Genomic DNA, 20,364 nt, shown 5'->3' with positions numbered 1-20,364 from the left:
CTTATTTATTTTTTAAATTATTTAACGATAAAGAAATAAAGGGTTATTAATCCCCCTATTACGATTATTATTTTTTTTAGTATATCCTGATTTATTTTTCGTGTTACCGAAGCCCCATAATAGCCGCCGATAAGTGCTCCTGAAATCATAATTATGGTAAAATGCCAATCTATAAATCCTGAGAATAAAAGTGTAAACGCTGCAACACCATTGTTTACTGCTACCATTAATACTTTCAATCCGTTCATTTCATTTAGGTTTTTCATTCCGTAAAAAGTAAATACGGTCAAAACCATCATTCCTAGTCCTGCACCAAAATAGCCTCCGTAAATACCCAATATTAAAAGTGGGAAAAATTTTTTATGATCGTAGCTAAAACTTTTTTGAGCCTGTTTTCTGGAATTAAAGTACGCCAAAATTTTGGAACTGAAAGAAAACATCACCCATGAAAACAAAAGAAAGTAAGGTACTAAAAATTCAAAAGTTTTTGAGGAAGCAAAAATTAAAAGCACAGCACCCAAAAAACCGCCAAATCCGGATATTGAAAGCAGGTAAATTAAGGTTCTTCCGGAAGCTTTTATATCTTTCTGAAATGCTTTTGCACTTGCAATATTGCCCGGCCAGAGTGCTACCGTACTAATTGCATTTGCACTTACCGGAGAAGCCCCTGCAAAGACAAGACTCGGAAAAGTGATAAATCCTCCTCCTCCTGCAACGGCGTTGAGCACACTTCCGGCCAATGCGGCAAAGAATAAAAAAATCTCAAAAGCATATTGTTCCATAATTTAATGTTTAAAATTTAATTGCCAGAATGCGATGATTTCGCTGGCTATTTCTAATCCAAATTCTTCAAGCGCAAAATGTCCGGTAGGATAAAAAAGCAGTTTGGAATTATTCATGTCCTTGTGCAGCAATTCTGCACCTTCTCTTTTGAAAAATTCATCATTTTCTCCCCACACTATCAAAGTGGGAGGCTGAAGTTTTTTAAGGGTTTCCTGCCAAAGCGGATACAGTTCAATATTGGTTTTATAATCTCTTTTCAAATTGATTTGAATTTTCTTTACGCCTTCTCTCTCCAATAGAAATTGATCTAAAAGATATGTTTCGGGCATAACCCTGTTTTTATTTGTAACACCATTGAGATATTCCCATTTGGTATAATCCAATTCAAAAAATTTATTTAATTGTAAAGCACTTTCATTAGTATTTGCATCATACAATTTTTTTATTTCCTTTAATTTATCTCCAACACCTTCCATGTAAATGTTCCCATTTTGAAAAATGAGCATCTCTACGCTATCCGGATTTTTAACAATGCTGTGCATCAATATAGGAGCTCCATAATCAAAAAGATAAAAACTTGCCTTGCTAATTTTCATTTGCAGCATAAATGCCGAGATTAATTCACCATAATTTTTAAACGTATAATCAAAATCGTCCTCACTCGGAATATCGCTGAATCCAAAGGCCGGCAGATCTATGGCGATAACCCTGAAATGCTTCGACAGAATGGGAATTATCATTTTGAACATCACAGAAGAACTTGGATATCCATGAAGCAAAAACAGTACATTTTGATTTGATACGCCTGCTTCTCTATATCCAATTTGTATTCCATCTATGGTAACATATTGGTAGTAAACATTATTATCGATATCCTGCGGGTTAAAATTTACAGCTGTTGTCATGATAAATACTTTTGAAGATTTTTACAGTTTCTTATTATAATTTCATTCTGCAATATTCTCGTGAGTATTGCAGAATGAAATTATATACTTATTTGTTTACTTTTCTGTCAAGGAAATCACTGATAAGTTCGCCAATTTCTGTTCCGAAGCTTTCAAGAGCAAAGTGTCCGGTTGGAAATAAATGAAATTCCAGATTTTTCAAATCCTTTTTGAAGGCCTCTGCTCCTACACCAGGAAAAATATAATCATCTTTACCATATACAATCAGAGTTTCGGGCTGATGATCTCTAAAATATTGCTGCCATTTTGGATATAATACCACATTGGTTTGATAATCATAAAACATAGCAAGCTGAATCGCTCCGTTTTCAGGACGTTCCAAGTGTCTTAAGTCAATTTCCCAATTATCAGGCGATATGGCACTTTCATCGGGTACATTATGAGTGTACTGCCATTTTAATCCGTCAGGAGAATGAAAAGTTTTAAGTGTAGCTTCGGCTTCTTTATCATTGCTGTTTTTCCAATAAGCTTTAATTGGATCCCAAAATGCTTCCAGACCTTCATCATAAGCACAGCCATTTTGAATTATTAAAGTATCGATTTTCTCCGGGCTTGCGCTTGCAATCCTAAACCCGATTGGCGCTCCGTAGTCCATTAAATAAAGGCTGTATTTTTGTATGTCAAGCTCACTCAAAAGCGTAGTTACTATATTCGACATATTTTCAAAAGTATAATCAAAGTCTTTCATTGGCGGCTGCTCGCTTCTTCCGTATCCGGGATAATCCGGCGCAATCAAATGATATTTGTCTGATAAATCTACAATCAGATTTCTAAACATATGAGAAGATGTTGGGTAACCGTGCAGTAATACTAAAGTCGGTTTGTTTTTATCTCCTGCTTCGCGGTAAAAAATTTCAACTCCGTTGATTTTTCTTGTGTGATAAGTTGCTTTCATAATTTTTATTGGTTTAAAGTTAGTTTTGGTGAATTAGCGCCAGTTTTGGAAAATCAATATCTGTTTTGGCGGTATTATTAAAGTAATTTGTAAAAATGCTCAATGAAACTGCTGCCACTATTTCTGCAATCTGTTCCTCCCCATAACCTGCGGTTTTGAATTTTAATATAGCATCATCAGATACATTTCCCTTTGTATCAAGTACTGCTTTCGCAAATTCTAAAGCGGCGTTTGTTTTTTCATCTGATGAAACTCCAATTCTCGCCTGAGCCAGGGTATCAGCATCAATTCCTATTTTTCCTCCAATGAAACTGTGTGCAGAATTACAATAGTCACATCCGTTTTCATTTGCAACCATTAAAGAAATTAGTTCTCTTGTTTTTGGTGTAAGTGATGAACTGTTAAGTGCGGTACTCAATCCCAGATACCCGTTTAGTACGGCCGGTGAATTTCCCATTGTTCTCATCATATTCGGAACCATGCCCATTTTACCTTTTATCGCAGTAAATAATTCTTTTGATTTCCCATCTGTTTGATCTGGGTCTAAAGCTGTTAATCGTGCCATGATATTAATTATTAAATTTATATTCGTTTTGATTGTCGTTATTGACAGTACAAAGTTGCAATACTTATAGCGGCGGGAGTTAGTCACATTTTCCCGATGAGTTAACCATTTTTCCCAAACAGGAGAAATAAAAAGAAATAAGGTATGGATGAGGTTTAGACTGTTTTGTAAACTGATAAAACCACAAAAAGCAGTATCCAAGTCAGATAAAAATTGAGATAAAAAAAAGTGCCCTGAGCGGAGCACTTTTATAATTAGTTTGATGTTGACTAATTTAATTTTAATTTTTCGCGATATTGAATAGGTGAAACACCCTCTTTGTTTTTAAAAAACCGGCTGAAGGTCTGAATGTCTTCGTAACCCAAATCGTAGGCAATTTCCTTTATGGATAAATTGGTATAGTTAATTTGTCTTCTGGCATGCAGCATAATCCTGTCGTGAATAATACTAATGGGAGGACGATTGGAAGCCAGTGCAAAAAGATTAGAGAGCGTTTTAGGAGACTTATTTAGCTTAGAAGCGTAAAAGGCCACATCATGATGCTTTGAGAAATGTCCTTCAACTAAAAAGTTAAATTCCCGAATAATATCTACCTGGCTTTTTTCTAACCGATCGTAATTCGCAGACTTCTTTAAACTTCTGGCACAAAAAATCAAAATCTGCTTTAATATAGACTGCAGCATGTCTTTCTGAAGGCTGTCTTTTGCAGACATCTCATTTGAAAAGTTTTCCCAATAATTTTCAAGGGATTTAATTTCATTTTCTATAATATTTATAATCGGCACACCAGTCGCACCAAAAAAAAGGAGCCCTTTAATGCCGACTTCGTTATCATGATTAATGGGACAAAAAAAGGATTGATTCCAGCGGAGAAATCGAACCGAGTCTAAATCTAAACTGTCAATTTTGTGATATTCAGTGAGAAAAACAACATCGTTCCTGTTTAAATTATATTCAACTTTATCGATCATAATTTTCATTTCCTCTCCTTTGTTCCAAAGTAAGGTCATATCGGTATCACCACTTTTATACAGTATATCCTTGTTTATGTTATTCAATTCCTCCAGAATTAGTAACTCTTTGCTGTCTCCGCTATAAATCATATCTGCATATATTAGATTTCAAAGTAAAATTAATAAAATTATAATTCTATGGGCTTTCAATTACCGCAAATATAGTTGGAGCGTAGTAAGGACAAAACCTCAGGCAATTCCTGCGTAACTTCGATCGATGAAACTGCTTGAATGCAGTAGAGAAACACACTTAACATAACTAAAATTCAACTTTTTTTATAAGTTTAAAATGGTGGAATAAAAAAGCCAGATCCTCCTCAGGCTGTTACTTCAAATCTAAACATTGCATAAAAAATAAAAGCCCTGATAAAATATCAAGGCATTTATTTATCTATAAAGTTATTATTATAAGAGAAAAGCAAGCTGCCCCAGGTGATAACACTGATGATTTACAATAGTTAGCATCGTTTTTAATTGGTAATACGATTTATCGTTCTCAATCCAATGTTTTTCATTTATCGAGGCAAATTTCAGATTGAGGTATTCATTTAAGGCAAACCAATGCGATTTTACCTCTTTGACAGCCGGAAAATTTTGAGCGCATTTGTCAGGACAGCATAAGAAAATTTTCTCATACTCGGGATACATTTTTTCTCCAAAACCAAAAAGAGGCAGCAAGAGATCATTACTGGCAATTAAATGCCCTAAAAGATAAAGTCCGCTGTTTCTGCCAAAAGCAACATCCTTTTTTAAGTCTTCATCACTAAGCTTGTGAACAAGATCGCTGATCTTCCTGTTCTGTAAGAGCCATGCCTGATAAATAATACTTCTTTCCATATTTCCCTCAGATGTTTTTGTCTTTTCCATCAAATTATAATACTAATGAAATTATTAAAGTCATCATCTTTATGACTTTAAACATAACACAAAACTAATTTCAAAAAAGCCATAAACAATTGATATAAAATAAAAAAGCACTTGATATATATCAAGTGCCTGATGGATGGAATTGTCTTTCCGGATTATTTTTTTAAACTCTGTTTTCTTATTCTACTCAGCGTTTCGGGTGTCATTCCTAAATAGGAGGCAATCATGTGCTGTGGAACCCGTAACGCAATCTGTGGCTGTTTCTCAATAAAGCGAATATATTTTTCTTCTGCATTAAGGCTGATACTGTTATTGATACGATCCTGGCTTGCCACAAAACTTCGCTCGATTATTAAATTAACGAGATCCTGAAATTGAGGTATGCTTTTCATAAGTCCGGCAAAATTATCCTTACTAATTAACAACACGGTACTATCTTCTATGGCATCAATATTAAAGCGGGATGGTGTCCCGTTTAGAAGACTTTCCCTATCGCCTATCCAATAATTTTCAATAGCAAAATTCAAAACATGTTCCATAGACCTGTCATCTATACTATAGGTCCTCAAACATCCTTTGGTTATAAAGGCATTAAAACGCCAAATATCCCCTTCTTGCAGCAGATACTGATTTCTTCTCAGTTTTCGCACTACGCAAACCTCCTCGATCATTTTTAGTTCCTGATCGCTGAGTTCTATTTTACTTTGCAAGTATTGAGCAAAAATCTCAAACATATAAATCTTAATTAAAATACAGGTTAATTAAAGCGTAAAGATAAAACAATTACCAAATGGATTTACTTATTAAAACAGGACTTAATTTGAATTATTTACGACCTGAATCTTAGTCTTTAAATAGAATTCCCGCTGAGAATCCATAATTTTTATCAGTGAGGCCTAAAACATTTTACAGATCTTATTTCTTTGTATTCCTGATATGTTAACGATTTTCCTAATCTTTTTTTTGTAGAAACAAGCAGCAATTTATGCTACTTAACTTTCCTAAATAAAAAAACTCTTAAATAGTTAAGAGTTTCACTTAGTTTAAAAAAAGATATAATATTTAATTTTCCTTAAAGGTTCCGTAATCAGTATAACCTTCAGCGCCACCGGTATAAAGAAGATCCATTTTTGGAAGAGACAGTGCAGCTCCTGTACGATATCTTTCTACTAAATCAGGGTTAGCAATAAACGGCAGACCAAACGCAATAAGATCAGCGTTGTTTGAGCTTAAAAGTGCTTCTCCTTTTTCAGAATCAAGTCCACCGCCAATCATAAGGGTACCATTATATAATGGTCGAAAATAAGAAGCAGCATCCTGAAATACTTCTGCCGGAGTGCCAACAACCGATTCCAGTCCCAAAACATGAAGATAAGCCAGATCGAATTGATTTAACGCCTGAGCTAAATAACGGAAAGTCGGCTCAGTATCTGCATTAGGTTTTAAAGTTCCGGAACTTGTTGCAGGGCTAATTTTCAATCCTACCCTTCCCTTTCCCCAAACGCCGGTTACCGCTTCCAGAAGTTCCAGTACAAAACGGCTTCTGTTTTCTACAGAACCTCCGTAAGAATCTGTTCGCTTATTGGTCTCTGAACTCAAAAATTGAGGAAAAAGATACACATGAGCTCCGTGAATTTCTACTCCGTCAAAACCTGCCTTTTTTGCATTAAGACTTGCGATGCGAAAATCTTCAATAATACCTTTAATGTCCTCAACTGTCATTTCACGAGGTACAAGAGTATCTTTAAACCCCTCAGGTGTAAATGTTTGTTCATTTGGATTAATAGCAGACGGCCCAAGAGGCAGGTTACCATTAAGATGATCCGGATGGCTAACGGAACCCACATGCGAAATCTGAAGAAATATTTTACCTCCGGCATCATGTACTGCATCAACAACTTGACTCCAGGCTTTGGTTTGGTTATCCGTGTAAATACCGGGTACATTTATATATCCAATTGCATCCGGGCTTACCCAGCATCCTTCTGTAATAATTAAACCGGCTGATGCGCGTTGTTTATAATAAGCAGCCATTAGATCAGTAGCCATAAGTTCAGGATTGGCCGCACGTCCTCTTGTCATTGGTGCCATTACTATGCGATTTTTTAAAGTAAGGTCTCCTAATTGGTATTCAGAAAATAATTTATTATTCATTGTAATGTGTTTCTAAGTTAAAAATGACAGTAATTTTTGATATCTGTTTAAAATCCAGGTTTAGTTTAAAAGCTTTCTTTTGTGTTTATATTAGAAATTAACTGATATTCATAATTTAATTATTCAAAAGGCAGATAAGCTGTGGCTTCAGGGAAGAAACTTTTAGCAACTTCGGCCATGTTCAAAGCTTCGCGAAGCAGTTTAATTTTTCCGTTATCGGCTACTAGTCTGCCCATATAAGACTGATCGTATCGAAGTCCCGTTTTTCCATTGGTACAATGAACGTCATATTCTCCAAATACCTGATCTGGTGTATCAATAAGAATTTGAACATTTTCAAATTTAAAACCAGGAAACATAGTGGGAAGATTTTGCAGAAAATCTAATATCACATCTTTGCCTTTCATCTGCCATGGCATCCCCAGACTTTTAAGATAGGGAAGTTCAATAGCAGCATCATCTGCAAATAATTGTATTACTGTCTCCGGACTGTCTATATTTTCAAGATAACCGACAAGCAGTTCTTTAGCTGTTTTAGTACTCATTTTTATATAATTTAAGTAAGTTGAATATTTTATTTCTTTAGAAGTTCTTCCAATTATTTTTTAATCCAGTGTCCAAAAGAAGCAGAGCAGTTGCGTTGTGAAAATTATTATAGCTGTTAAAGCCAATTTTTAATTTGTAAGTCTTCATTTATTCAGGATTATTGAAGTACAAAATTAGGGACCAATATTAAGATCGATATTGATATATAATAAGAAATCAATTGACAAATCTCAAGCAGTTTTATCTGCTTTTATTGCACGGGAAAAAAAGTTAACGATTGAGGAAAAGATGTTAAGCTTAAATAGAAAGGCATGTCGCAATTTTACATTTAAGATTAACACCAAATTGGAGTGAGCTTTAGAGACAACAAATTTGGACTTTTGAGTCAAGTCGCTCCTTTGTTTTCACTCTAATTTTGCACTGTTAAATTAAATAATACAACATGAAAATAATAGATAAAATATACGTTGAGGGTCGCTTTACAGCACCGCACGGCAAAGAAAAACATGATCTTCACAACCCTTCGACAGGAGAAAAAATAGGTGTAGTTTATTTAGGTGATGAAGTTGATACTAATATAGCAATTGAGGCAGCAAAAAAAGCTTTTTTGACTTTTTCAAAATCAACCCTGAAGGAACGCGGTGAAATCCTGCAGCGTCTGCACGATGCCATTCTTGCCAATGAAGAAGCACTTAATAATGCGGCAGTTGAGGAATACGGATCTCCAATTTCAGCAACCAAAGGAAGAACCCGATATGCCGCACAAATATTTCTGGACACAAAAGCTGCCATGGAAGGATTTGAATTTGAAAAACAGCTGGAGTATGCCACTATTGTAAATGAGCCATTGGGTGTAATAGCTGCAATCACACCCTGGAATGCTGATTATACGCATATTTGCGGCAAACTTGCACCAGCTATAGCAGCGGGATGTACGATTGTTATTAAGCCAAGTGAATTAAGTGCCATTCAAACGCAGATCCTAACGGAATGTTTTGATCAGGCTGGTGTTCCTAATGGTGTTATCAATATTGTAAACGGAACCGGTCCTGTAGTGGGTGCTGCACTTACTGCTCACCCTGATATTGCAGTAGTGACCTTTACTGGTTCTACTCAAATTGGCAGACTGATTGGAAGTAAAGCAGCAGAAACCATGAAACGAATTACACTTGAACTGGGAGGAAAATCATCTAACATAATATTAGAAGATGCTGATCTTCAGAAAGCCATTCCTTTAGCATTAGCGATAGGTTTCAGTAACAGCGGTCAGGCCTGTCATGCAGGAACAAGAATTATTGTTCCGGAAAACAAATTGGAAGAAATCAAAAGCCTGATTGTAGAAAGTGTGAAAAACATCAAAATTGGTGATTTATGGAGCGCCGATTCTTACATTGGTCCAATGGTAAGTCAAAAACAGTATGACACTGTTCAGCGTTACATTCAGTCCGGCTGGGATCAGGGTGCAGAAATTCTAGTAGGAGGACTTGGTCATCCTGAAGGACTTGGAGGATTCTATGCTAAACCTACGGTCTTTGTAAATGTACAACCAGACATGATTATTGCCAAAGAAGAAATTTTTGGCCCGGTTCTTTGTGTTATAACATACAAAACAGAAGACGAGGCTGTAAATATTGCCAACGATACAATTTATGGCCTTTCTGCTTATATCAGTTCAGCTGATACAGAAAAAGCGAAAAAGATGGCACGCCAGATTATCTCAGGACGAGTGTTAATAAATACGGCAGTAAACAGGGAATCCATGTCTCCATTTGGAGGATTTAAACAGTCCGGTATAGGGAGAACTTCATGGTCTTATGGTATTAATGAATATGTTGAACCGAAAGTAATTGCTTAGTAATTATAAAACTGTTCTTAGTTTAATAGAAAAAGCTTAATTAAGCAGAATTGAAAGACTTACAATTTCAATTCTGCTTAAATTTATAGAACAAAAAAAATATAAGATGATAAGTCCCAATATTCTGTATTCCTGTTACGTAACGCGAAATTTATCAAATGAGCAGTTTATTCCTGAACATATTTTTCTGTTTCAGTTTTCAGGATCGCTGGTTATCAATGATGCCGAAAAAGAGTACTCCGTGCAAACAGGCGAATTCTGTCTTGCCAGAAGAAACCGTCTAGCCAAGTATATTAAAATTCCGTCGCAAAACGGAGAATATAAAACCATATCAGTACGGCTCGACCAAAGCTTTTTAAAAGATTTTAACAGAGAGTACGGATTTACAGCAGATATGCCGGCTGTCAACGATGCCATAATAAACATTCAGACGCAGCCACTTTTACTGAACTACATTCAGTCACTCGCGCCTTACTTTGATCTTACAACAGATGGTAAAAATGAACAAATGCGGCTTATAAAAACAAAAGAGGCTGTGTTATTGTTATTAAAAACAAATCCTGATCTCAAAAATGTATTGTTTGATTTTAGCGAACCCGGAAAAATAGATTTGGAAGCTTTTATGAACAGGAATTTTCAGTTTAATTTATCTATGGAACGATTCGGATATATGAGCGGCAGGAGTTTAACGACTTTCAAACGTGATTTTAAAAAGATTTTTAAAATGGCTCCGGGAAAGTGGCTTCTGCAAAAACGGCTGCAGCAGGCATACTATTTAATAACTAAAAGAGGCCAAAAGCCATCTGAGGTTTATCTTGAAGTAGGATTTGAAAATATCTCTCATTTTTCACGTTCATTTAGTAAAGAGTTTGGAATAGCACCATCAAAAGTATTTTCAAAATGATGTTACCTTCAATTTTGCAGGAAAGATTTCATAATTAAAATTGATATAAGATATAACCTAGCAATGCACCCAAAAATACAATCAATGCACTATTGATTGTTTTGAATTTAAAAACCATAATGGCACTGATTAATGCTATGCTGATCGTCTTCCAATCGGTAATGGTTTCTTTTCCCATTGTAAAACAAACCCCCATAATTAGGGCAACAGATGCCGCATTTAACGCATCCAGAGAAGCTGAAAGCGCTTTAGAATTTCGCATTATCTTCATTAGAGAATTAAGTAATGCTACCAGCACAAAAGATGGAACGAAAATCGCAATCGTCGAGATCACAGCACCAGATAGTCCATTGATCTGATAACCAACAAATGTAACTGATGAAAAGACAGGTCCAGGCGTCAACTGGCCAACTGCAACAGCATCCATCAATTGCTGTCGCGTAAGCAAGCCGTTTGCTACCAATTCTTTGTCTAAAAAGGCAAATAGCACGTAACCGCTTCCGTAGAGAATTGCACCAACTTTTAAGAATATCCAAAGCAATCTGATGTTTGTTTCTGATACGAACTGATTGTTTGCAATTTGAAAAAAAAGAACCGGAATAAAACTCGGCACTACATTATTTTTTTGATTTTGAATATAAAGCACCACTATTGCGAAGACTGCTGCTCCAAACATCAAATAGATTTCGCTTATTCCCAGTAAAGACAACACCAATACAGCTATGCCTATAAATGCTAATAAAATTGACTTAATCGATTTTTTGGCTAATGGAAAAACTGCCCCTAAAATAATGGCAATGATTGCAGGTTTAATACCGTAAATAAAAGGCTGTATTTCGGGTAACTGCCCGTATTGCTTATAGAGCCAGGCAAAAACACCCGTAATGAAAACAGCCGGTAGAATAAAGCATAAACCTGCTGTCAGTAGTCCTTTCCAGCCGGCTTTGTCGTATCCAATATATATTGCCATTTCAGTACTATTGGGTTCGGGAATAAGATTAGTCGCTCCCAATAAATCTAAAAAATGCTGTTCACTCATCCACTTTCTTTTGACCACAACATCCTGCTGCATCATTGCAATATGGGCTGCCGGACCTCCAAAACCGATAAGTCCGAGTTTGAGAAAGAGCCTGGCAATTTCTTTTATGCGGATATCACGCTCCATTCTTTATCAAAATTTTATCTATAGACCAGTTGCCACCACCTGTAATTAAAAGAAAAATACTACCTAAAAGCATAGCCCAATCTGTTCTGCTGCCGTGAAGAAGTTCCCAAAAGCCCTCATTTGCCAATACTTCAACTTTGGTCGCAGCAAAAGCAACAAGCATTATTATTATCAACGGAATACTGGCCAGACGCGTTAACAGCCCCAATAAAAGTAAAATTCCACATAGAATTTCGAAAAAGCCAACAAAGCTTCCCAAAAACTCAGGTGATGGCAATCCTATTTTTTCAAAGCGCCCAGCACCTCGAATAGCTGGAAATAAAAATTTTTGAACTCCTTCGGAAAAGAAAACTGCACCAACCATCAAGCGGATTATGATCGTGGTTTTTGAGTTATTCGTATTAATGATTTTTCTGAACATATTAGTGATTTTTCTATTTTGTAGATATCATTTTTTAATTTTATTTCTTTATCATACACAAATTTAACTTAACTTTTCTATCATTTCTCGCTTTCATTGGTAAATTAAATATCAATATTTAATATAACTGTTAAAGAATTACACAACCTGTGGTACGAATGATGTTCCTTTAGTGAGGCTATTTTAAATATAAATTGTAAACTCTTTATGGTAAAGTCAAAAACACAATTATTGTTTATATTTGATAATTAAATCAATAAGATGAGCGAAAAAACTAAACCGTATGCCCTGATAACCGGCGCCAGCAAAGGCATTGGAAAATCTATTGCTTATCAATTAGCTGAAAATGGATATTCACTATTGCTTATCGCAAGAAGTGACGAGGAATTAAAAGCACTATCTGATGATCTTCAAGTCAAATACGGCATCAATGCACCTTTTTTATCGATTGACCTTTCGATAAGTGGTGCACCGACAAAAGTAACCGATTGGATTAAAACGAATAACTATCCTGTCGCCATTTTAGTTAACAATGCCGGCTATGGGGTGTGGGGTGATTTCAGTCAGTCTTCGCTAACCGATCAGCTTGGCATGATGCAGCTTAACATGAATGTAGTTGTAGAGCTTTCACATTTATTAGTGCCTATTCTTTTACAGGAAAAGCAAGCCTACATTCTAAATATATCGAGTACTGCTGCCTATCAGGCTGTACCTACGCTGGCTGTATACTCCGCTACAAAGGCTTTTGTTTTATCATTTACCCGTGCCCTGCGTTTCGAACTTGCTAAGAGTTCAATTTCAGTGACGTGTTTTAGTCCGGGACCTGTTAATACTGGTTTTGCTTCAAGAGCTGGTTTAGATGCTCTTAGCAAAATGGCTGAAAAGTTTAATATGCAGCCGGATGAAGTCGCAAAAATGGCTGTAAAAGCCATGTTCAGCAAAAAATCAGAAGTTATTCCTGGTTTCACCAATATTATCTCGGTTTATGCCAACCGTATACTGCCAAAGGCCTTAATCGAAAAAACAGCAGCAGGGATCTATAAAATTTAATTTTTTTTCAAAAAAAATTAAAAGAAAAATGATTGTAAAAGAAAAATTATATTATCTTAGCATTAAATATCTACTAATTCCATAGAATATGTCTAATAAAAGAAATATGTTTAATTTTCCTAAAAGCGAAATGCACGCAGATATGCGAATGTGCTGTTGTTGTTGTTGTTACTGCTGCTAAACTTTTAGATAAAATTCAAACTTATTATTTCATTTATTAAATACATTTATCATGGTATCTTCATATAAAACATTTACCCTTGCTGATCAATTAACCGATGAGCAGATTAACTTTTTCAACCACTACGGTTTCATCCACTTTAAAAATTTCATCAATCCGGAAACAGTTTCATCAATCATCGATGCCTCAAAGGAAGTGCAGCAAAAATGGATTGACAGTGACCTTCAAAAAATTAATGGCGTTCCAATTAAATATGGAAAAGATTTAGACGGTTCTCCTATTGTACAGCGTTTTGCTTTTATCAATCAGCATCATCAAACCTTGAGCGGTCTTTTACTTGATACAAGATTTGAGGGTTTATTACAATTAGCAGGTGATGGAGCAAGATTGGGCACCGAGGAAAAAGATGGAATGGTTTTTAATCATTATATAAACGGACCGGAAAGTAAGTTTGCTAAAATGGGCTGGCATACGGATGGTCTGAGAGATATTTTTTATGGCACAAAACTAAATCCGATGCTAAATGTCGGGATACACTTAAGCACTTTAAAGCCTGAAAACGGAGGTCTTAAAATCATTCCGGGTACTCACAAACAGAGTATTTACCAAATGCTTTTCCGTAAAAAATACTTTTTGGATCATAAAGCCGATCCGGAAGAAGTTTCCATAAATCCAGAAGCTGGGGATTTAACAATTCACGACGGCCGTTTGTGGCACAGAGTCGCAGAATCTGCCGTACGCGGTGAAGAAAGCAGAAGAAGGGTCATTTATATTCCAATCATTGCGGGAAAATATGCTCCAAAAAATGAGAATAGTCCAACGGTTTTTTACCAGCGTTTTGCAGGAATTGTTAAGTAGTATGTTATTTTTTCTTGCATTTAGTTATCTGATTAGATCAGGTAAACTAAAAAGAGCCGTGGATTTCTTTAAAAATACCCAGGGAAAGATAAAATCAAAAATTATGAAACTGCAACTAGATATATTTTAAAGGTTACTAATAACGTGTATTGATGGGAACAGAAACACAGGCTGAAAGTAAAAGTGCGATCATACAAAGGACATTTTCAGACCGGAAACGGACTAATATTTTAAAAAGAGCGGAACAGTTAACGATTGCTTTTTTGCTTCCGAAAGTGCCTGAATTCATTACGCCAAATGTACTTACCTTAATTGGTACAATTGGTTCCGGATTAATTTTTATAGCTTTTGTTTTAGGCAGTTATGTAACAAATCGTTATCTGCTTTTGGGTATTGCAGGATTAGCTGTAAATTGGCTTGGAGATTCTTTAGATGGAAGGTTGGCTTATTATAGAAATATTCCGCGCCGCTGGTATGGTTTTGCGCTTGATATAATTTCAGATTGGATAGGTATTGTACTAATTGGCTTTGGCTACTACATTTATGCCGAAAATAACACACAAATAATAGCCTTTGCTTTTGTCGCATTATATGGCTGGTCCATTATCATCAGCCAGTTACGCTATAAAATTACAAATGAGTACACCATAGATTCTGGTTTTGCGGGGCCTACAGAACTTAGATTCATTATTGCCATAATTTTGATTGTAGAAGTTTTATTTCATGGATCAATACTTTATCTGACTGGCACAATCACAATTGTATTACTGATAATCAATATTTTTGACAGTTTAAAACTTTTAAAACTAGGAGATTTAAAAGATAAAAACCAGATCTGATATGTTAAGTAAAAAATCCATTTTCACTTTCCTGCAAGCACAAGTTGCGGCGTTTATAGGCGGTAGTACCGATTATGGTTTTATGATTTTATTGACGGAAATATTTAAACTGCATTTCACCTTTTCTATCCTAATCTCCGGAACGTTAGGCGCAATAATCAATTTCAGCATTAATAGAATTTGGGTATTTAAAAACCAATGTGGGTATAACAGCCAAATCAATAGGCAGCTTTTAAAATTTGCCTTGGTTGTATTGGGAAGCATCTCCTTAAAATCATTAGGCACTCTTATTTTGCAAAAAGGTTTTCAGATCGATTACAGAATTGGAAGATTAATTACCGATACTTTTGTTTCTTATGGATTTAATTATCCATTGATTAGATATTGGGTTTTTAGGGAAATGAGAAGTAATTCACTATAAGTAAAAAAGCCATTAACTAAAAATAGTAGTTTAATGGCTTTTTTGCTTTAAAATTAATTCTAAAATTGGGGCAGTAGAACCTTGTCTATAACGTGAATAATTCCATTTGAACACTGGACATCGGTAGCTGTAATGGTAATAACTCTTCCACTGGCATCAGTTATTTTTGCACCTCCTGTAAGACCTACCGTAAAACTTTGACCTGCGAAAGTATTCACGACTTGTCCATTTGTCAATGAGGTTGATAAAACATTAGCGCCAGCAACAACATGATACTTAAGAGTTGTTTCAAGAACATTTACTGGAATCGCAGGCAGACCAGGATAACCTGTTTCTGTTAGAAATGCTGTAAATGCGGCATTTGTTGGCGCAAAAACTGTAAATGGAGAACTTGCAGTTCCGGATAATATTCCGGCAAATCCTGAAGCAGGATTATAGGTCAAAGCGGCAACAAGCGTCGTGAAGTTTTTATTCGCTGCAGCGTGATTAACAATAGTTGGCAATCCGATCACGCCATCAACGACATGGATTATTCCGTTAGAAGCTTCTATATCAGCAGTTGTCACTGCTGCTCCCCCATTGGCTTTTCCACCATTAATAATTACCCCGGAATTTTTTTCGAGGTACATACTCAAAGTATTGGAACTGGATGCAGCACCTTTAGCCAAAGTTTTTACGTACCCCGTTGCAATGTCAGTTGACTTTACTTTTGCTGCAAAAACATGATTAAGCAGTATTTCTTTTAAAGCCGGAACAGGTACAGCATTAAGATCAGCATAACCGTTTGCTGTCAAAAATGCGCTAAAAGCAGTATTAGTAGGAGCAAAAACAGTATAAGAACCAGAAGCATTAAGAGTAGTCGCTAAATCTGCTTTTTCCAGAGCAGCAACCAAAGAGGTAAGATTTGGATTGCCTTTCGCAATCGCTACAATAGTTTGAGGTTGTGGCGATGTATCATTATCATCATCATTATTACATGAAAGACTGACGAAAGCAACTAACGCCAAAAGAGCAATTAATTTAATTTTGTTTGTTTTCATAATATAATTTTTTTTGTTTGTAAGACTAAGTTACGATTTTTTGTTTAACAAAACAACAAAAACATTAAACAAAATGTCATTTTATATTTCACAAACAACTAACAATCAACAACTTGATTAGATATAATACACAGATTTAAAGGCTATTTCTAAAATAAAATAACCTTTAAATCTTTTTATAAATTGAAAAAACTGTTTTAATTAAATTAATTATTTTGAAATTATAAGTTTAGCGTTTAAAGTTTCGTATCCTTTTTTAACATGAACCAGATATTGACCTGATTTTAAATCAGATATATTTAAATCAATACTATTAAAACCAGCTAAGCTCTTGGTTTTTAAAGTTTTTAATAACGCACCTGAAAGGTCAAAAATATTAATCTGAATATCTTGCTTTCCTGTTGATTCAAACTCAATTTTGACTATATCTACAGCGGGATTTGGATATAATGTCATGGAAGTATTTTTTAACTCTGGATTTTCGTTTTCTTTAAATTTTGACATTCCGCCCGTAATATTTAATGTATAATCTTCTGTTTCTCCATAATTAAAAGGCCCACATGGAGAAGTAATTGAATTATAACTTACAATTATTCTCATTCTGATATTTCCGCTGGAAGCCGATGCTGGAATAGTTATAGACGGTGTTAAAGTTTGATTATTAAAAATAGAATACACCTCTTCACCAGAATCTGTAAAAGCACCATTATTATTTAAATCTATAAAGACCTTCCAATATAATTTTCTCGTTGCACTATAACCGGGAGTCAATGTCAATGTAGCTGAGGTGCCTTTAGCAATATTGGTAATTTGAGAAGAAAAATCGGCATAACCTCCATTAGAATTACTTAAATTATTGATACTTCCAATTGCAACCTTCTTAATCCATTCTCTACTCGAATCGCTGCCATTTGAAGAACAATAAGAGATTGTTCCGCCTCCTCCACCGCTTCCCACAGTTTCGGTCAAAGTTCCGTTTATAACTTTAATAGTTCCATAACTTACTTTTGAACCAGTAACTGTAGTCCAATCGTTCAAATCAATTGTTGTCGAACCTGTTGTATCACCTTCAATTTTAACAATTTTCACCCCTTTCCCATTATTATTCCAAGTCAATGCAGATCCTGAAACTACTGTTTCTGGTGTAGATGTGGTATCAAATTTATAGAAATATGCATAGTTTTCTGCTGCTGGGGCAAAAACTTTTGCAATACCATTTTCATCGATACAAACTGCCGTTTTTTCATAAACTCCAATTCCCTTTGCATTTAATCCTGCACCTAAATCTTTCCACATTCTGGCAATAAATGCCGTTTGTCTTCCTCTGCGGTCTGGATTATTATAATGCGTATCTGTGATAACATTTGCAAGTATCGGATTATTGACAAAATCATTAGCTCCAATGGTCATATCTGAATTATACGGATTTGCCAAGGCCTGAGCAGAGGTAACACTCGCATTGGCAGCACTATAATAATATTTTCCCTGAATGGCACATCCGGCGCTGGTTCCTCCAACTGGAACTTTTTTTGTATTAATCAGATAATTTATAGCATCTTCTACAGGTGTATCTTTCCAATATGCCACATAAGTCGCCTGATCTCCGCCTGCAATAAATAAAGCCTCAGCATTTCTAATTTTTGCTGCTACTTCTGCTATACTTGCTTTGGCTCTTGTATCTATTAAAATAGTCTCTACAGAATTTACCGTGCCTAAACCATAGATATAATCATTATAAGCCTGAGTACCAGATGACCGAATAACCACAAAATCTCCACCTCCAGATTTTTGTATCATCCATTTTATGGCATCATCATTATCTGTTCCTCCGCCCATTAAACAGGTGCCGCCTGTTGTAGTTGTTGTAACGTCTGAAGTGCTTCCGGTAATCCAGCTTGTGTAAGTTTGTGAGTAGCTTAAATTTATCCCGAAAAGGAATAGGAAGATCGTTAAACGATTCCAATTAAGTGCATAATTTTTCATAGTGTTTTTTGTTTAATGTTAAAATCTAAAAACAACAATAGCAACTTAGCCCTATTTTCCACTTTTGATTTATTTGTCAGATAATAATCGCAAGAAGAAATAAACACTCATAAATTCCTATTGAAATTTAATGTTTACTCTTTTAAAATGTTATAAAATGGAATATCAAATCTCAATACAGAAGTATAGAAATCTAAGTCAATTTAAATCCGTGAAATAAAGTATCATGGTTTCTTGGTAAGAAAACCTCAGCCATCATGCATCGTGCACTTCCACCTCCGCAGGCTTCAATTGTATCTAAGCTCGAACTTAATATTTCAGCATGTTTCTCCAATTGCTGGATTTGTTTCGGAGTTAGACTTTGATGAGCAGAGGCGCTCATAACAATATATTTTTTATCGTTTGTCCCTCTAACTNAGCATGTTTCTCCAATTGCTGGATTTGTTTCGGAGTTAGACTTTGATGAGCAGAGGCGCTCATAACAATATATTTTTTATCGTTTGTCCCTCTAACTTCAAGCATATTACCGGCAAAATTATTAACCTGGTCTTCTGTAATCAGAATGATTTCTTTTTTATCTTCTTTTAGATTATCCAAAACCATTTTTCTCTCCTTTTTATCATCAATACAATCAGCACAGATCACGGCAAAAGTCTCACCCAGACACATCATTACATTGGTATGATAAATTAGTCTGCGCTCTCCGTCAACGGTTTGAAAAGCTTCAAAAATTACCGGGGCATAATCAAAATCTTCACAAAATTCTATAAACAATTCTTCGTCTGCGCGAGGAGATAAGGCACAATAGGCTTTTGCATTAGCACGATCTAATAGTAAACTTCCTGTTCCTTCTAAAAAATAACCATCCTCTTCTGCTGATGTGTAATCTATTATATTAGAAATCACAAAACCTTTTTCTTCAAGTGTGTCTAAAATATCCTCACGACGTTCCAAACGACGGTTTTCTGCAAACATTGGATAAAGTGCCACGTCACCGTTTTCATGGAAGGAAACCCAGTTATTTGGAAAAATACTATCCGGAGTATCTGTTTCTAAAGTATCTTCGATTACTGTAACATCAACTCCAACGGCTCTCAGCTTTTCAACAAAAACATCAAATTCCTGTTGTGCTTTGGCATTAACTGTACTTGGCAGTAATCCGTCCAATACTTTTTGGTAATAATTATTTACCGCTGTCTGTTCATTCATTCTGAAAGCAGCAGGCCGAATCATTACGATTGCATTTGTTGTTTGTTTCATGTTTTTTATTTTTTTGTTTCAGGTTTAAGGTTTCAAGTTATGACAACTTGAAACCTTAAACCTGAACTTTTTTAGTCTCTAATTAATGGCAGGGTTGAGCATCTCAACAATCCTTCTTGTTTTGCAATTTCGGCATACGGAATTTCTTCTACAGTAAAACCGTTTGTCCGAAGCCAATTGTTTAAGCGGGTAAAGTTTTTCTCGGAAACCACCACATTTGTATCAATCGAAAATACATTTGAAAACATATGATACATTTCCTCTCTTTCGATATGAAACAGATTTTCTTTTCCAAAAAGATTCACTAAGTACAAATAATCGGCTTCTTCACGAAAACCTCTTTTATAAATAATGCCTTTATCTTTTCCAACCGGTTGAAAACAGCAGTCTAGATGCAATGCGTTATCACGGGCTTCCAATTTGGATTTTACCAGATCAAATTCCTTGACAATTTTATCCGGAAACAGCTCTTTGATATAATTTACGCCATGCATGTTTGTGCGCGCAGTGATATAATCTTTATAATCGCTTCCTTTATAAGTTCCTATAAAAATATGATCGTTCCAAAGCATAACATCTCCGCCTTCGATATGAACTTC

The 20,364-nt window shown here is 35.4% G+C and carries 20 protein-coding genes and 2 pseudogenes; 6 read left to right on the top strand and 16 right to left on the bottom strand.

The genetic code is table 11. The features are described from left to right. Positions 1-17: 17 nt before the first annotated feature. The 9 genes from ASE21_RS03505 to ASE21_RS03465 all read right to left on the bottom strand — a co-directional run bounded on the left by ASE21_RS03505 (position 18) and on the right by ASE21_RS03465 (position 7,787). Entirely contained in the window at positions 18-782 is a 765-nt protein-coding gene (locus ASE21_RS03505; protein ID WP_057121193.1) for a sulfite exporter TauE/SafE family protein, read from the bottom strand. A gap of 3 nt (positions 783-785) precedes the next feature. Then, positions 786-1,688, bottom strand: a complete 903-nt coding sequence (locus ASE21_RS03500; protein WP_057121192.1) for an alpha/beta fold hydrolase — start codon at positions 1,686-1,688, stop codon at positions 786-788. 88 nt (positions 1,689-1,776) lie between these two features. Then, complete coding sequence (locus ASE21_RS03495) at positions 1,777-2,643, bottom strand: alpha/beta fold hydrolase (protein WP_057121191.1); 867 nt, start codon at positions 2,641-2,643, stop codon at positions 1,777-1,779. Positions 2,644-2,662: 19 nt separating this feature from the next. Next, positions 2,663-3,208, bottom strand: coding sequence for a carboxymuconolactone decarboxylase family protein (locus ASE21_RS03490; protein ID WP_057121190.1), 546 nt, complete (start codon positions 3,206-3,208; stop codon positions 2,663-2,665). A 269-nt stretch (positions 3,209-3,477) separates the two neighbouring features. Continuing rightward, positions 3,478-4,311, bottom strand: a complete 834-nt coding sequence (locus ASE21_RS03485; RefSeq protein ID WP_057121189.1) for a helix-turn-helix domain-containing protein — start codon at positions 4,309-4,311, stop codon at positions 3,478-3,480. A 315-nt stretch (positions 4,312-4,626) separates the two neighbouring features. Continuing rightward, on the bottom strand, positions 4,627-5,058 hold the full coding sequence (locus tag ASE21_RS03480) for a DinB family protein (RefSeq protein ID WP_206779243.1): 432 nt from the start codon (positions 5,056-5,058) through the stop codon (positions 4,627-4,629). A gap of 185 nt (positions 5,059-5,243) precedes the next feature. Further along, positions 5,244-5,822, bottom strand: coding sequence for a Crp/Fnr family transcriptional regulator (locus ASE21_RS03475; protein WP_057121187.1), 579 nt, complete (start codon positions 5,820-5,822; stop codon positions 5,244-5,246). 328 nt (positions 5,823-6,150) lie between these two features. Continuing rightward, on the bottom strand, positions 6,151-7,242 hold the full coding sequence (locus ASE21_RS03470; RefSeq protein WP_057121186.1) for an alkene reductase: 1,092 nt from the start codon (positions 7,240-7,242) through the stop codon (positions 6,151-6,153). A 119-nt stretch (positions 7,243-7,361) separates the two neighbouring features. Further along, the gene (locus ASE21_RS03465; protein WP_057121185.1) at positions 7,362-7,787 is read right to left on the bottom strand and encodes a nuclear transport factor 2 family protein; all 426 of its coding nucleotides are present in this window, start codon (positions 7,785-7,787) and stop codon (positions 7,362-7,364) included. A gap of 443 nt (positions 7,788-8,230) precedes the next feature. On the opposite strand from ASE21_RS03465, the gene ASE21_RS03460 reads away from it, so the two are divergent. Both ASE21_RS03460 and ASE21_RS03455 read left to right on the top strand, forming a co-directional pair. Next, positions 8,231-9,643, top strand: coding sequence for an aldehyde dehydrogenase family protein (locus ASE21_RS03460; protein ID WP_057121184.1), 1,413 nt, complete (start codon positions 8,231-8,233; stop codon positions 9,641-9,643). Positions 9,644-9,749: 106 nt separating this feature from the next. Then, a complete protein-coding gene (locus ASE21_RS03455; protein WP_057121183.1) occupies positions 9,750-10,547 on the top strand; it encodes a helix-turn-helix domain-containing protein in 798 nt (265 codons plus the stop codon). 34 nt (positions 10,548-10,581) lie between these two features. Here the strand turns inward: ASE21_RS03455 and chrA are convergent, their stop codons facing one another. Both chrA and ASE21_RS03445 read right to left on the bottom strand, forming a co-directional pair. Next, positions 10,582-11,712 (bottom strand): chromate efflux transporter, encoded by a 1,131-nt coding sequence (gene chrA, locus ASE21_RS03450; protein ID WP_057121182.1) that lies wholly within the window; start codon positions 11,710-11,712, stop codon positions 10,582-10,584. Next, complete coding sequence (locus ASE21_RS03445; RefSeq protein ID WP_057121181.1) at positions 11,702-12,133, bottom strand: DoxX family protein; 432 nt, start codon at positions 12,131-12,133, stop codon at positions 11,702-11,704. The genes chrA and ASE21_RS03445 overlap by 11 nt, the downstream gene beginning before the upstream one ends. A 261-nt stretch (positions 12,134-12,394) precedes the next feature. On the opposite strand from ASE21_RS03445, the gene ASE21_RS03440 reads away from it, so the two are divergent. From ASE21_RS03440 to ASE21_RS03425, 4 genes are all read left to right on the top strand, one after another. Continuing rightward, a complete protein-coding gene (locus ASE21_RS03440; RefSeq protein WP_057121180.1) occupies positions 12,395-13,183 on the top strand; it encodes an SDR family NAD(P)-dependent oxidoreductase in 789 nt (262 codons plus the stop codon). Positions 13,184-13,415: 232 nt separating this feature from the next. Next, on the top strand, positions 13,416-14,222 hold the full coding sequence (locus ASE21_RS03435) for a phytanoyl-CoA dioxygenase family protein (protein ID WP_057121179.1): 807 nt from the start codon (positions 13,416-13,418) through the stop codon (positions 14,220-14,222). A gap of 152 nt (positions 14,223-14,374) precedes the next feature. After that, complete coding sequence (locus tag ASE21_RS03430; RefSeq protein ID WP_057121178.1) at positions 14,375-15,061, top strand: CDP-alcohol phosphatidyltransferase family protein; 687 nt, start codon at positions 14,375-14,377, stop codon at positions 15,059-15,061. A 1-nt stretch (position 15,062) separates the two neighbouring features. Beyond that, entirely contained in the window at positions 15,063-15,482 is a 420-nt protein-coding gene (locus ASE21_RS03425) for a GtrA family protein (RefSeq protein ID WP_057121177.1), read from the top strand. Positions 15,483-15,541: 59 nt separating this feature from the next. Here ASE21_RS03425 and ASE21_RS03420 read toward each other — a convergent pair whose 3' ends face one another. The 5 genes and pseudogenes from ASE21_RS03420 to ASE21_RS03400 all read right to left on the bottom strand — a co-directional run. After that, a complete protein-coding gene (locus ASE21_RS03420; protein WP_057121176.1) occupies positions 15,542-16,522 on the bottom strand; it encodes a fasciclin domain-containing protein in 981 nt (326 codons plus the stop codon). Between the two features lie 210 nt (positions 16,523-16,732). Then, a complete protein-coding gene (locus ASE21_RS21540) occupies positions 16,733-18,505 on the bottom strand; it encodes a GEVED domain-containing protein (protein WP_082603433.1) in 1,773 nt (590 codons plus the stop codon). A gap of 193 nt (positions 18,506-18,698) precedes the next feature. After that, positions 18,699-18,921 (bottom strand): annotated as a pseudogene (locus ASE21_RS22180) (arginine deiminase-related protein); the annotation flags it as partial. A gap of 1 nt (position 18,922) precedes the next feature. Next, positions 18,923-19,765 (bottom strand): annotated as a pseudogene (gene ctlX, locus ASE21_RS03405) (citrulline utilization hydrolase CtlX); the annotation flags it as partial. Positions 19,766-19,836: 71 nt separating this feature from the next. Then, on the bottom strand, positions 19,837-20,364 hold a 528-nt coding region (locus tag ASE21_RS03400), incomplete at its 5' end, for a dimethylarginine dimethylaminohydrolase family protein (RefSeq protein ID WP_242410212.1).

This window comes from Flavobacterium sp. Root901 (genome assembly GCF_001429765.1).
Taxonomy (GTDB): Bacteria; Bacteroidota; Bacteroidia; order Flavobacteriales; family Flavobacteriaceae; genus Flavobacterium.
The sequence above is the reverse complement of the archived record's forward strand: the minus strand, read 5'-3'. Positions and strand labels throughout refer to the sequence as shown.

Coding starts and splice junctions, on each gene's coding strand:
- ASE21_RS03505 (WP_057121193.1), bottom strand. CDS start 782: ATGGAACAATATGCTTTTGAGATTTTTTTATTCTTTGCCGCATTGGCC.
- ASE21_RS03500 (WP_057121192.1), bottom strand. CDS start 1,688: ATGACAACAGCTGTAAATTTTAACCCGCAGGATATCGATAATAATGTT.
- ASE21_RS03495 (WP_057121191.1), bottom strand. CDS start 2,643: ATGAAAGCAACTTATCACACAAGAAAAATCAACGGAGTTGAAATTTTT.
- ASE21_RS03490 (WP_057121190.1), bottom strand. CDS start 3,208: ATGGCACGATTAACAGCTTTAGACCCAGATCAAACAGATGGGAAATCA.
- ASE21_RS03485 (WP_057121189.1), bottom strand. CDS start 4,311: ATGATTTATAGCGGAGACAGCAAAGAGTTACTAATTCTGGAGGAATTG.
- ASE21_RS03480 (WP_206779243.1), bottom strand. CDS start 5,058: ATGGAAAGAAGTATTATTTATCAGGCATGGCTCTTACAGAACAGGAAG.
- ASE21_RS03475 (WP_057121187.1), bottom strand. CDS start 5,822: ATGTTTGAGATTTTTGCTCAATACTTGCAAAGTAAAATAGAACTCAGC.
- ASE21_RS03470 (WP_057121186.1), bottom strand. CDS start 7,242: ATGAATAATAAATTATTTTCTGAATACCAATTAGGAGACCTTACTTTA.
- ASE21_RS03465 (WP_057121185.1), bottom strand. CDS start 7,787: ATGAGTACTAAAACAGCTAAAGAACTGCTTGTCGGTTATCTTGAAAAT.
- ASE21_RS03460 (WP_057121184.1), top strand. CDS start 8,231: ATGAAAATAATAGATAAAATATACGTTGAGGGTCGCTTTACAGCACCG.
- ASE21_RS03455 (WP_057121183.1), top strand. CDS start 9,750: ATGATAAGTCCCAATATTCTGTATTCCTGTTACGTAACGCGAAATTTA.
- chrA (WP_057121182.1), bottom strand. CDS start 11,712: ATGGAGCGTGATATCCGCATAAAAGAAATTGCCAGGCTCTTTCTCAAA.
- ASE21_RS03445 (WP_057121181.1), bottom strand. CDS start 12,133: ATGTTCAGAAAAATCATTAATACGAATAACTCAAAAACCACGATCATA.
- ASE21_RS03440 (WP_057121180.1), top strand. CDS start 12,395: ATGAGCGAAAAAACTAAACCGTATGCCCTGATAACCGGCGCCAGCAAA.
- ASE21_RS03435 (WP_057121179.1), top strand. CDS start 13,416: ATGGTATCTTCATATAAAACATTTACCCTTGCTGATCAATTAACCGAT.
- ASE21_RS03430 (WP_057121178.1), top strand. CDS start 14,375: ATGGGAACAGAAACACAGGCTGAAAGTAAAAGTGCGATCATACAAAGG.
- ASE21_RS03425 (WP_057121177.1), top strand. CDS start 15,063: ATGTTAAGTAAAAAATCCATTTTCACTTTCCTGCAAGCACAAGTTGCG.
- ASE21_RS03420 (WP_057121176.1), bottom strand. CDS start 16,522: ATGAAAACAAACAAAATTAAATTAATTGCTCTTTTGGCGTTAGTTGCT.
- ASE21_RS21540 (WP_082603433.1), bottom strand. CDS start 18,505: ATGAAAAATTATGCACTTAATTGGAATCGTTTAACGATCTTCCTATTC.